This is a genomic window from Erythrobacter sp. (genome assembly GCF_030066995.1).
Taxonomy (GTDB): domain Bacteria; phylum Pseudomonadota; class Alphaproteobacteria; order Sphingomonadales; family Sphingomonadaceae; genus Erythrobacter.
Genome location: NZ_JASJAP010000001.1, coordinates 386,892 through 399,070 on the forward strand (window position 1 = coordinate 386,892; position 12,179 = coordinate 399,070).

Consider the following 12,179-nt stretch of genomic DNA (forward strand, 5'->3'; position numbering starts at 1 on the left):
GATCCAAAGATGGCTGACGAGGCTCCACCGACCGTATCTCACCTGTTAGGTGAGATGGCATGGCTGATGACTCAGTCGCCTATCCACAAAGCAATGCCGATCGACGCCCTTGAATGGTTGTGCATGCCAGCACTTATCAAGCGACAGTTCTATCTGTTTCGTGATCAAGATAAACCGATAGGACTCGCGCTTTGGGCAAAATGCGACGAGGCAGCGGTCAAGAAGCTAGAGGGTGGGATGATCGAGCCCGAGAACCGCCTTTCACTCAATGAATGGGATGGCGGCGACCAGATCTGGCTCGTCGACTTGGTTGCGCCCTTTGCAGATGATCAAAACAAGCAGCGTGAAATCATGATCGCGGATCTAGTTTCCGGCCCCTTGAAGGGACAAGCTTTTCGCTTTCATCAGACTGACCCGAAGACCGGCAAGCGTACTGTTCAACAAGTGGACTCGGATGCTGGAGAGAAGCTTAAAGTAGCTGTTGAGGCAGCAACGGCGACGAAGCAGTAGGTCGCAGAAATGCTCGCAAGAATCATAACCTGTTGCACGATGCTTTGGTTCACATCAGCTTGCGCATCGACTGGATTGGGAATTTCCGGTGATGCTCTACCGGCTGAATTGTTGCCGACATATGAGCAAGCAAGGCTGGGGGGTAAGCAGGCTCAGTTTGAATTAGGGGTGGCGTTTGCTGAGGGCGACAGTGTGGAACGCGACTGTAGTAAGGCAAGGCGTCTCTTGGGCCTTGCTGCTGCAGACACTGGTGGGACAATATGGGTCTATTCTCCTCCAGTTGGAAATGGGACACGCGGGCGCGTTATTCCAATCAACCAAGGCCCAAAACAACCGGGTCTCAAGAGCGCAAAAGAACTACTGAGTGATCCCTCGTTCTGTCGCGATGGTGTTTGAACCGCTGATGTGTGCGCGAGTTCCAGAGTACGATTTTTCAACGCACCTAAGTCTATTAACGAAATCACAGTCGTTCGCCGCGAGTTGAACGAGCAATGGCCTGCTTTGCTACGCCCTGTGTCCGCTACGCCGCCTATTGCTTCAACCGCGCTGATGCGCAAAACAACAGCCCGGCTCTAGTCCCAGCTGGAGGAAAGCTGGGGGTCACGTCATTAGGCATGAAGTTTGCCGCTTAGGAATGTTTGCTTTCAGCTACGAAGCACTTGGTCTTGGAAAGGAAGGCGAAGCGGAAGCTCATCTCACTCCATCGGATCGACCAAAGGGACATCTCCAACGCTTGACACCCATCTACTATTGAGGAGGCCAGGAATGGGCGCACGCGGCCCCTTCACCAGCTCGAAAGCATGATGCGCCTGAAAAAGCTGATAGCTGTTTCCGCTTGGATAAAATTCACGGGTCACCTCAAGCATTCGCTCAACTCGCCGCTCGCTCGTCGTCACGTTAAGAACCAACATCGGCGCACTGAGGGTGAGATGCTCCCTATAGCTGCCGCATTCGATGTAATCCTCGTACTGCAGTAAGTGCCGTTTGAAGCTCTTGCGATGATTGGTCGAGGAGCGCAGCGGCTCAGTCGCGCGATCGGCTTCCAGCGCGAAGAAGCGGTAGCGACTTCCTTCAGGCGTAAGGTATTCAAGCCCGAATACTGCATCGGGGATCAGGTCCTTCTGATAGGTCATATCATCCTCGGGGTCGTGGACTTCGGTCGGCCAGCGCAGCGAGGCATTTGCGCGGGCTAAAATCCTGGACTGCGGGATATAGTTCACATCGTCGCGAGCCCAGCAAGCCAGCTCGAACGATGCGGTGATGCAGCTCACCATGAGGCTGTGCCGGTAGGGTCCAGATCGCCTCGGTTCGATTGCACATCCGATCTTGCGTAGCGCTGAGACTGATGCCGGCGAAAGCTCGTATACGATCGGCTGATAGCGCGCGTCCATGGTACTGAACTGCTGCGCGGGCCGGGTCAGATAGGCGCCGCCATCGGGTGTATCGCTCTCGTTGAACAGATCGGTGAGCCGTTCCTTGCCACGCTTCTCGGAGCAATGCGTGCCTTTGCAGAATTCGAGCAGAAATGTGGATGGCAGCGGACCGTGCTCGGCCAGCTTTTCGAACCAAAGCAGATCGCGCGGCTGCGGCGTAATGCGCTTGCCGGTCGATTGCGGCCTCATTCGACTTCGACGTCCAAGTGCATCTCGGCTCGCTTTGGTGGGCATGGAACGGTCCTCCTGCGGGATAGGGGACCGTCCTTCTATGCACGCCCGCGCCGCCTGTAACCGTGCGGCATTTTCCGGCAGGAGTCGAGGCGATCAGCGATGCGCTGCCATGCTCACGGCAGAAAAGTCACCAGGTCTCGCCGGGCGTCGTATCGACGTCACCGGGCCTTCGAGGAGCATCGCTTTCCGAATTCTTGGTCGGTGGCACTGGAGGCGCAGGCTTCTGCGTAGAGCCGCCACCCGAACTCAGTGGCCGCCTGCCAGGATCAGGCGATGGAGGCTTCGGCGGTGGAGACTTTGGCGATGATGGCGGCCCACCACCCTCTGGCGCATCCGGGCCACCGTCCCCGCCCGCGCCGCTATCATCCTCTGCATCGTCTTTGCGGACCATGGAATGATGGACCGCATAACGCCTGCGCATCGTTCCGCGCAGAGCCTCGCGATCCCATTCGCTCATCACAGGCAGGTCTTCCATATGTCCAAACGGGAAACTGAGCGGCACGGCGTGCTTGGTCACCCCTCGGATATGCGCTGCGAAGCTGCCCTTGCCTTGCGCTTCAATGAAAGCTGGATCGGTGTAGAGCATGGGGGCGAGCGACCGGGCATCCTTGGCTGACACACCGCCTGCGAACTTGATCGCGGTGTTGGCGGCAAAGGCTTCCTGCAGCTTGGGTTCGAGCTGTCCGAGATATTGGTGCGCGAGCACCATGCCGACATTGTACTTGCGCGCCTGAGCCAGGATCAGGCCGATATTGCGGTCGAAGTAGTCCTGCGCCTCGTCGATATAGACCATGGTCGGAATACGCTTGCTTGGATGCAGGACCGAGCGCTCTTGCGCGGCCTGCGCGATCATCGCGATGAAGAAGCGACCGAAGATCTCGGTGCCCTGCTCCTTCAAGAGATCCTTTGCGGTGTTGATCAGGATGACCTTGCCAGCGTTCATTTCTTCGAAGAGATCGAGCTTCGAGCGGGGATGCGAGAACATGCGCTCGAAGGTCTGGTTCTCTAGAATGCCCCATAGGCGCCGCAGCACCTGTTTCTTTGTCTGCTCGAACTCGCGGGATGCAAACTCGGTTTCGAAGAAGTGCTTGGCGGTGCCTTCGAGCTTGGCGATGTGCTCGGCGAACCTCACCTCGCTTCCAGGCTCCATCAGCTCGCGCAAGGTGTGGATTGTCGCATCCGGAATGTGCAGCATGAGCCGTGTGACATAGCGGAAGATCACATTCTGCTTTTGCGTCATCTGCGCATCGAGCAATGTGCCAAGCACGAAGTCGTAAAGCTCCAGAATCGAGTTTGTCAGCCGCTCGCGCTCAAGCGGCTCATAGCCGTCAAGCCGCTTCTGCCCGACATCGAACAGATTGAGCGAGACCGGGTATTCAACATCGGTGGGATCGATCAGCACAAGTCGATCCTCCAATGCGCCGCCCGGACCAAACACGTCTAGCTTGGCGATGTTCTTGATGAGATCGCCCTGGCTGTCGAGGACGATCAACGAGCGCTTTTCTTGGCTCATCGCCTCCAGGTCCTGCGCGATCAGATATTGCAGCGTCTGGGTTTTGCCGTGGCCCGAACCGGCGACGATGTGCTGGTGCTCGAAGCGAGATTTGGTGGGAATGGTGAAGGTGAGCTTCTGATTGAACAGATCGGCCAGCGGTGTACCGCCAAGATAGACGCCAACCAAGTCCTCCGGCGTCTTGGCATCCGATTGTTCGGGCCATTTGGGCGCGCGTTTGAAGCCTTCCGGATCGGCCGGATTGCCGCCCGAGGCGGCAATGAGGTTGCGATGCAAGCGACCGGCGAGCTGTGTAAGCAAACCAGCGTCGAGGAGTTCCTCAGCAAAACCGACGCCGAGCATCGCTTTCACCGGCTCAGCGACATTGCCGAGGCTGCGCAAGAGATCGGTCGGGATCGCAATGCCGTCCTCGTTGCCCGATTGCTCCAACAAGGCGGGACAGGCCTCATAAATGGGCGCTACGAACGCGCGCGCGGCCCGCGCGAGAAGGCCGCAATTCTCCTCGAAATTGTCGAGAAGGGTGCGCTGGCGCGAGACCTCTTCACGGATATCCCAAAGCTCGGCAATCGTGCGCGTCCGGCTCCAATCGACATCGGGCAGCACGAAAAGGTCATCGCCTGAGAAGAGGCCGCAAATCAGATAGAGGACGATCTCGGCTTGAGGGCGGCCTTGCGGAATGGAAAACCCGTCACAGACATCTTCCGCGATGACTTGAGCCAATCGGAGCCTCGCGGTGTCCGAGCCGAGGCTTTTCTCTTCAAGCGTGGCTGCAACCTCATAATAGAGCCGCTTCGTCTCATCGAGTTCGCTCGAACCGAACAGCCCATGCGTGAACGCATGGACGCGCGCGCCGACGCGCCAAACCATTTAGGGGAACACCTTCACGATGAAGGCCTTGGCCTCTTCGGGAGGAAGCACGATCACATCGCGGTGCTCGACCCCATCCCAGTGCTTGGCGCTCTCAACCACTTGGCGCAGCGCCTGGCACATATATTCGAGGACCGCCTCTTTCTTCGCAAGCTCAACGATACTGAAACAATTGAAGCTGCGACCGTGAAGCAGATCTTTCATGAAGATCGTCTGGCGAAGCTCGTTGATGCACCAATAGGTGGCGACGATGAACACCAGCAGTGCTACCGCGCCTGCGGGTTGCCACCCAAAATCAAGAAGGAAGAACAGCGCCAGAAAGGTGACGATCGCGATCCCGAGCCCGAAAGACGCGCCCACCCTCCAAAGCCCCGTGTCATCGCCAATCAGGACCACCGACTTATCGATGTCGTAACGTTCAATCAGAGTCCTTTCGTCCTCGTTGACTTCGAGCATCGCCCAAAGCTTGAAGGTTACCTTTCCAAAGAATCCGGGGCGCTGCTCCCGCTTCAACAAGACTTTCATGTATTCCCCCGATTGAACGCCTCACGGGAAGGCGAGGCGCAGTTCAAGCGGGGTCCGGGACCCCGCGCGTTCACAGTCCTTTTCTGAGATTGTGAGGAAAAAGATCTTGAAGTCATTCTGCATCCCCATTGCGCGATGCGACGCCATGTGCAGTCATGCGCGAGCTTGGATGGGGATCGGAACCAGAAGCCGATGGGGATAGAGAAAGCCACATGCGTATCCCCATCGATTAATTAAAACCTAAGGCTGCACAGCCGATGTCAGGCCGATAGAAAGGTCTAAAACCGCTCTCCTGATTTCCGACCACATCGATAAAGAGGGAGTTTCGCTGATCATCGACGGTAATCGCGTAGCTCTGAAACCAGCTGCGCCCCTCCTCGGAGAAAGCGAAGTTGTAAATGGGCTTGCCACTATCATCGGCAGAGATGCTGCCAAGCGTAGCGGCGCTGCCGTAGTACTGCATCGTGCGCGGCCCAATCTCGATCTCATGGTCGGCATCGAAGCCGCGGCAGGTGTCCATCGACGACCAGGTGCCATGGGCAAAGTCTGGAATTGCTGCCGAGTCTCCGACTGCATCAACCTTGAGCGATTGAAGATTGCGGCCCCAGACGTACTCACCGTCACCAAGCTTGAGCCATTGCGCATCGGGATCGAACGCCATGACCTCTCGAGCGGTCACGAATGATCCTTGAGAGAGACTATAAAGGACCTCGGTGCCCTGGCTTGTGGGGAAGGCCCGCACATTCGCAGGCCCGGTAATGGTGTAAGCGAGCGCCTCAGTCATATAGATGTCCTCGTAGCTCGCAAAGTCGGGAAGCCCCTCGGCGGTCAGCTTCGGACCCTCCGGCTCGCCCGCAAAAATCGCTCCCACTCCATTCGAGATCGGATTGCTGGTGAAGGCGACGAGGAGAACCGCAAGCAGGATTGCCCCACCAATGACCTGCTTGCGGTTCTCGGGCTGCCTCGTATAGGTCGTGAGCGCGGCAAGACGTTCAGATAAACCACCGGTCACACCAACCAGTACCGTGCCTGCACGGGTTCCAAACGAGGCGCTGCGCGAGGTCAGCGTACCGCAGCTCGGACAAAACGCTGCCTTGTCTCGAAGCGTTGCTCCACAAGCGTGACAATCCAAATGAGCCCCCTTCAAAATCCCCAATTGGGTGATCGAGGTATAAAACCTCGATCACCCGCTCCTATTCAGGAGTGCCGGACAGGTTTGTCTCGGGCTTCCAGGCGTGTCTGCAGCCAGTCCAGCACTTCGTCCTCAACCCACCCGACCCGGCTAGGGCCCAGCTGTACCCGCTTGGGGAATTGGCCGGCCTTTTCCAGGCGTGCGATGTGTTGAGGCGAATACAGAACGAGCTCCTTGACCTGACGCTTCGACAAAATCCTCATCACGATGTCTCCTTGATTAAAGAGCATCGCGATGCTCGAAGGTTGGCAAAAGCCCCCGAGGCGCGAATAGGTTAGTCGAAGTAAGTCAAAGCGCAAGTATTGCTGGAAATCCCGCGCCAGTGTTCAGATTCTCGCCTGCGTGCTCAGCAGTGTTTCATTTCGCCTTGAGCAAGGGAATCCAAGCTTCAAGAACACAACATTGCAGCGATATGCTCGTCATAACTCGATACTGCCTCCCGCATTTCGTCGAGATAGCTATGCCGGTTATACACCGCTGCCACCCCACTGATGGTGCCAGAAACGTGGTTCAGAAGCTTTTCCGTTACATGTATCGGCGTGCCCAGCTGCGCCATTGTTGAGCTGTACGTCCGACGGAGATCATGGAGCACATACGGCTCCACACCCGTTAGCTTCCCATCAAATACCTGCTTGCATTTGCCCCAGCCATTAAAGTGCAATGCTTTCTCAGTGCGACCTGGAAATACGTACTCTCCTTGCTCAGGAAGATCGGAGATGATCGCGGCCACCCGCTCACCATAGGGCAACACATGCGTCCGGTGGTTCTTGGTGAAACTGGCGGGCCAACTGATGGTGCGTTCGTTCTGATCAATCCATTCCCAGCGCAAAGCTCCGATCTCTCCACGCCGTTGGCCAGTATAGGCCAGCAGCTCCACGATTGGTCCGAACGGCCAGGAATACTCACGCGCCATCATGATGATTGCCCTAAGCTCATCGTTAGACAGAACACGCTCCCGCGCCTGCTGGCGGGTAGGGGCCTGCATGGTCCCAATCGGGTTCTCACGCATATGCTCTTCACCCACCGCCCAGTTGAAGAACACCTTAGCAGCAACAAACGCGTGACGCTGCTCCGATGGACGATCTTTGAGCTTATTGAGCTTCTGCTGCAAATCAGCGCGCGTAATATCTGAGAGCCGCTTTCGTCCAAAAGCGAAGTGTCTGGTCAGTAGACGACGATAGTCTGCCACCGTGCGTTCACGGTTCTTTGCGCTGCTCGCTTCGAGATACAGCTCCAGCGCCTCCACAAACGGAGGAGAGGGACGTTTGTCTATAAGTCCAAGGGTTAGACCAGCTTGCAGCTCTTTTGCTTTGTCTCGGGCTTGTTTGAGACTGAGGGTGGGATAGCGCCCGATAGTGAAGCGTCTACGCTCCGTGCCATGTACCACCACGAAGGTCTTGGTTCCGCCTTGGCTGATCCTAAGGCCAAAGCCCGGTGTACCGTCATCCCAATAGGTGGTCTGACCCTTCGCTGGCGGGGCAATGGCCTTGATGGAAAGATCGGTAAGAGAGGCGGTGGGCATCTTAGGCTCGCTATAGGCTCAGGAATATGGGGCGTATGGACGGAATGCATGTTCCGCTATATCACCATGAAAAATCTGAATCTACGTACTTTTTCTCCACTAATGAAACAGCATGAGCTGCCATGTTTAGGCTCATCTCCTGAATCATAATCCGCGTGTCGGGGGTTCGAGTCCCTCCTCCGCTACCAAAACTAATGTCCGTTTATGGTCGCTTATGCCCGCATGGGTTCGGATTTTCGGGGCAACGCGCTGATTAAGATAACAGATTTTATGACAATTGGGTCCGTATGCGTCCGCATGGTTCCGCCTGAAGACGGGGGTACCTGGGGGTACCTGGGGGTAATTTGGGGGTATCGGCGGCCTTGGCGAAATAAGGCGATACCCCCAATTGACCGCTCGAGCGGAAATATGATTTTCTTCGTTATTACAGGAGTTTATGGACGACTTCGTGAAGTCATCTCATCAACGAAAGTCCCAGTTCTTCCTCGGAGTTCGTGTCCGTCCGAAGGACACGAATACCGCAGCCTTAAAATCTAGAAGATACAATAATTTATTGTTATAAATTATGCCAATCCAATGGTCAGAAATCTAGTGCTTTGGTGCGCTGGATTTTCTTGAGTGCATGGAGACTATTTCTTGAGCCACTTATCAATGAACATCAGCTTATGATGCTGTGGACGGCTCTCAGAGGTCAGAAGCTGAATTTCCGCTAAGGGGCCGTTCCCATCCAGTCTGCTTTTAGGATTCAATTCGCCATTAGCAGACATTGGCAAGCGGCCCGGCTTACGCCATCAGGGTTAGCATTGAGTGTGTCTAGTCAATCGGCGACTCCGTTGCTCGAGTCGTGGTCATTGGTGCGAAAAGTTGTACATGAGCGGAAGACCTTGGGCCGTCTTCCGCTCAAGATGCGCTTCCTAAATTGAGTTTACGAAGGTGCGTACGGAAGCGATGACTGGTGGACGAGGATGCGCAGATCGCCTTCTGCGTCCTTGATATAGGCGATTGTATATTCAACCTTCGTTTCGTCGCCACCAGCCGCAGGGGTGAAGAAATAATTCCCCATCGCCACAGCCATGTTGCAATTGTTGTTGACGATACCCGCGTTCTGCCAGCGCACCTTGCTCCATGGCTTGATCGCAAAGCCGTTGTCTTCGGGATATGAGGGGTTGCCGCCAATGAAGTAGGACAGCGCGCCGTCAAACGAGGCGCGGAACTGATCAACCGCGGCAAGCGTCGGCTTAAACAAGACGAGGCTCAAATCGTAAGCGTAGTGCGTGTTGATGTGGTCTGAGGCCGCGGCCTCGTAATCGCCACCCGCGCTGTACACTTCACCGATTTTGACAATGCCCGCGCCCCACGCCTTTTGCGCGGCGACCACTTGCTGCTCGGTGATGCATTCTTCGCTGTAGATCGGGACGACATTCACGTCGGTTCCAGCGTCTTGCGCGAAAGCGGCGGTGGTGGATGTCAGAGCGGTGGCAGCCAGACCGGCACCGAGCGTCGCAGGCTTAAACACGTTTTTCATCACAGTTCCTTCTCAAAACTAAATTCGCCTTGCTTCGAGCGACCCAGCCTGAAAGACTTGGACAGCCGCAGCGGAAATCGCGGGTGGAAGCTTTGAGGACCACGTCCCAGAACCACCTCCCCATCAAAGCTTTTCCCTACGCCTAAGGTGAACCGAACATCGGTTGCCACGGCTTGAGATCACTTTGACGGCGCCGAACTATCAATAACGCGGCAATCTGAAAAATAGAAATATATTTGGGCTTTGTTCTATTTTATAGAACAAATAGAAATCGACTTCGCTCCCATCTGAAATTCTATTTTCTAGAACATTTTCTCAAAAACAATGTAATTTTATAAAACTCCAAGCGCGATCATAGAGCGCCGGGATTGCTCCACCACACCTGGGACACCCGATGGAATTACTTCTCGATTTTGCGCAGACCTTCGCCACGCAATTGCAAAAACCGGCCCTTGCCTTCTTGCTGGGCGGCATGGCGCTCGCGGCTTTCGGATCGAAGCTGAACATCCCGGATTCGATCTACCGCTTCATCGTCTTCATGCTCTTGATCCGGATCGGGATTGAAGGCGGTATCGAAATCCGGAATGCCGAAATTAGCGAGATCGCGCTGCCCGCCCTCATGGCGATTGTGATTGGTGTCGTGGCCGTGCTGCTGGGACGGGTCACACTCGCAGCCTTGCCGAGTGTGAAAACCGAAGATGGCCTTGCCACCGCGGGCCTGTTCGGCGCCGTCAGCGCATCGACCATGGCAGCCGGTATGCTCACGCTTGAACAGGACAATGTCTTCTTCGAAGCCTGGGTCCCGGCTCTGTACCCCTTTATGGACACGCCCGCGCTGATCGTCGCCATCGTTCTGGCGAGTTTTGCCACCCAAGAGCAATCCGGTGGCGGCGATAAGACGATACGCGTGTGGCCGATCATTAAGGACAGCCTGCAAAGCTCGGCCTTGTCGGCCTTGATCCTCGGGCTGGTACTGGGCCTGATCACTCGGCCTGACCCTGTTTATGAAGAGTTTTACGATCCGCTTTTCAGTGGGTTTCTCTCGGTTCTCATGCTGATCATGGGGATCGAAGCGTGGTCGCGCTTGTCCGAACTCGCCAAGGTGGCGCACTGGTTTGCGGTGTATGCGATTATCGGGCCGTTGGTGAACGGCTTTATCGGCTTCGGCCTTGGATACTTAGCGCATATCGCGACGGGCTTTAGCCCTGGCGGAGTCATTCTATTGGCGATCATCGCGGCTTCGAATTCGGATATATCCGGCCCGCCAACTTTGCGTGCAGGCATCCCCACCGCCAATCCCAGCGCCTTTATCGGGTCGTCCACCGCCATCGGCACTCCGATAGCGATTGCGGTCTGCATCCCGCTGTTCCTCGCGCTCGGCAAAGCTGTGTTTAGCCTCTAATCTGGCGATGGTTTCGCCTAAGCTCTCTCCAACATGAAAAGGATCTAACATGGCCCCGATTACGCCGCACAAGGCAGCCAAGGTTGTCATCGTCACCGAGAAGCTGATCGAAGAGAAGATCGAGAAGATCATCCTAGATGCGGGCGCAACGGGCTACACCGTGCTTGATGGAAGTGGAAAGGGCGCACATAGTCTGCGCACTCGCGATCGACCGTCGGTTGTGGCGGGCTTCGCGCTTGTTCGGATTGAAGTGATCGTTGCAGACCGGGCGATTGCCGATTGTATTGCAGAAAATGTTTCAGACGGCTTTTTCGAAAACTATTCCGGCATCATCTATTTGGATGAGGTCGAAGTTTTGCGCCGCGAAAAATTTTAGAGAGTCTGTTCAGATAATTCCGATCTCGATAGCGATATGGCCTCGTTGCTACTAAGCTTGAGGAATGGCCTGGATCCATGTAACATGCGGCCCATTTCCCGGCGTACTTTTTGCGCCTGGCTCGGCTGACAAACTCAATGACCGGTCTTGAAGTGTCCCGGGATTTCTATGATCAACCGTTGAGGGCTAAACCCTTTCTTCGCAGCGATTTGCTCTAGCCGACAAACAAGTTCGGGTGCCGATGCCCACTCGAGTTTGCGCCTATTTCTATCAATTAGAGGGACATCCCCTGACGCCGGTTTGATCGCATAAGCAGACAAAGACTCGATACGGCTGACTTCGCCTCTTTCCTCCAATCGACCTAAGGTTCGATATACCTGAGCGGGCACAACAGCGTGACCGATCACAACCGACCGCGAGGCGATACTATGTGCGCTTAACGGGAAATTCTCTTCAGCAAGAATATGCAGCACAGTTGCATCAATCTCGTCGGCTGTCCGACGTCTCGTGCACCGAGAAGCCGGTAGCGGCGCCAAGTTTAATTGCGCATTTGCTGATCTATCGGGCGCCGTCACACTCAGAGCTTTGTTGGGTTGGGAAGACCAGCATACACAGCGTCAGCATCAAAGGCTCTCTCGCTTTCAATAGTCACCAGTTTCGCAGGCTTGGTTGAGTCAACCGAGCCAAGATCAACTTCGCGATAAAAGCAGGATTTGAAACCGACATGGCAGCTCCCTGGACCCTCAATGTCCACATAGAGAATAAGAGCATCCTGATCGTCATCCATCAAAATCCTCTCGACGCTTTGGGTAAAACCGCTGTGTTCACCCTTGCGCCACAAGGCTTTTCGACTGCGCGACCAGAAATGCGCTTGCTTGGTGCTAAGCGTCAATTCCAGCGCCTCTGCATTCATGTAGCCTAGCATCAGCACTGACTGGTCTTGCGTGTTGATCACAATCGCAGGGAGCAGGCCGTCCGCATCAAAGCGAGGGGCGAGCTCGTCACCAAGTTCAACCTGCTCGACGCTGGTGCGCGTGGCAAAGAGTGTTGTCGTCTGAATCATATCTTGTTTTGACCGTG

The 12,179-nt window shown here is 55.6% G+C and carries 11 protein-coding genes; 3 read left to right on the forward strand and 8 right to left on the reverse strand.

Features of this window, described 5'->3' with window-relative positions:
• Positions 1–9 precede the first annotated feature (9 nt).
• On the forward strand, positions 10–510 hold the full coding sequence (locus QNI87_RS01860; protein WP_300593173.1) for a toxin-activating lysine-acyltransferase: 501 nt from the start codon (positions 10–12) through the stop codon (positions 508–510).
• Positions 511–1,205: 695 nt separating this feature from the next.
• Here the strand turns inward: QNI87_RS01860 and QNI87_RS01865 are convergent.
• The 7 genes from QNI87_RS01865 to QNI87_RS01890 all read right to left on the reverse strand — a co-directional run bounded on the left by QNI87_RS01865 (position 1,206) and on the right by QNI87_RS01890 (position 9,321).
• Positions 1,206–2,177, reverse strand: a complete 972-nt coding sequence (locus QNI87_RS01865; protein ID WP_300593175.1) for a replication-relaxation family protein — start codon at positions 2,175–2,177, stop codon at positions 1,206–1,208.
• Positions 2,178–2,304: 127 nt separating this feature from the next.
• Positions 2,305–4,557 (reverse strand): type IV secretory system conjugative DNA transfer family protein, encoded by a 2,253-nt coding sequence (locus QNI87_RS01870; RefSeq protein WP_300593177.1) that lies wholly within the window; start codon positions 4,555–4,557, stop codon positions 2,305–2,307.
• Positions 4,558–5,082, reverse strand: a complete 525-nt coding sequence (locus tag QNI87_RS01875; protein WP_300593179.1) for a hypothetical protein — start codon at positions 5,080–5,082, stop codon at positions 4,558–4,560.
• 229 nt (positions 5,083–5,311) lie between these two features.
• The gene (locus QNI87_RS01880) at positions 5,312–6,214 is read right to left on the reverse strand and encodes a zinc ribbon domain-containing protein (RefSeq protein ID WP_300593181.1); all 903 of its coding nucleotides are present in this window, start codon (positions 6,212–6,214) and stop codon (positions 5,312–5,314) included.
• A gap of 65 nt (positions 6,215–6,279) precedes the next feature.
• Entirely contained in the window at positions 6,280–6,504 is a 225-nt protein-coding gene (locus QNI87_RS15710; RefSeq protein ID WP_366146159.1) for an AlpA family phage regulatory protein, read from the reverse strand.
• 158 nt (positions 6,505–6,662) lie between these two features.
• Positions 6,663–7,796 carry a site-specific integrase gene (locus QNI87_RS01885; RefSeq protein ID WP_300593183.1) on the reverse strand — a complete coding sequence of 378 codons (1,134 nt, stop codon included), beginning with the start codon at positions 7,794–7,796 and terminating at the stop codon, positions 6,663–6,665.
• Positions 7,797–8,721: 925 nt separating this feature from the next.
• Positions 8,722–9,321 (reverse strand): phosphoribosyl-AMP cyclohydrolase, encoded by a 600-nt coding sequence (locus QNI87_RS01890; protein WP_300593184.1) that lies wholly within the window; start codon positions 9,319–9,321, stop codon positions 8,722–8,724.
• 394 nt (positions 9,322–9,715) lie between these two features.
• Here QNI87_RS01890 and QNI87_RS01895 point away from each other — a divergent pair, with 394 nt between their 5' ends.
• Positions 9,716–10,723, forward strand: a complete 1,008-nt coding sequence (locus QNI87_RS01895) for a sodium-dependent bicarbonate transport family permease (protein WP_300593186.1) — start codon at positions 9,716–9,718, stop codon at positions 10,721–10,723.
• Between the two features lie 49 nt (positions 10,724–10,772).
• Complete coding sequence (locus QNI87_RS01900) at positions 10,773–11,099, forward strand: hypothetical protein (RefSeq protein WP_300593187.1); 327 nt, start codon at positions 10,773–10,775, stop codon at positions 11,097–11,099.
• 577 nt (positions 11,100–11,676) lie between these two features.
• Here the strand turns inward: QNI87_RS01900 and hisI are convergent.
• Positions 11,677–12,162 (reverse strand): phosphoribosyl-AMP cyclohydrolase, encoded by a 486-nt coding sequence (gene hisI / locus QNI87_RS01905; RefSeq protein ID WP_300593189.1) that lies wholly within the window; start codon positions 12,160–12,162, stop codon positions 11,677–11,679.
• Positions 12,163–12,179 lie beyond the last annotated feature (17 nt).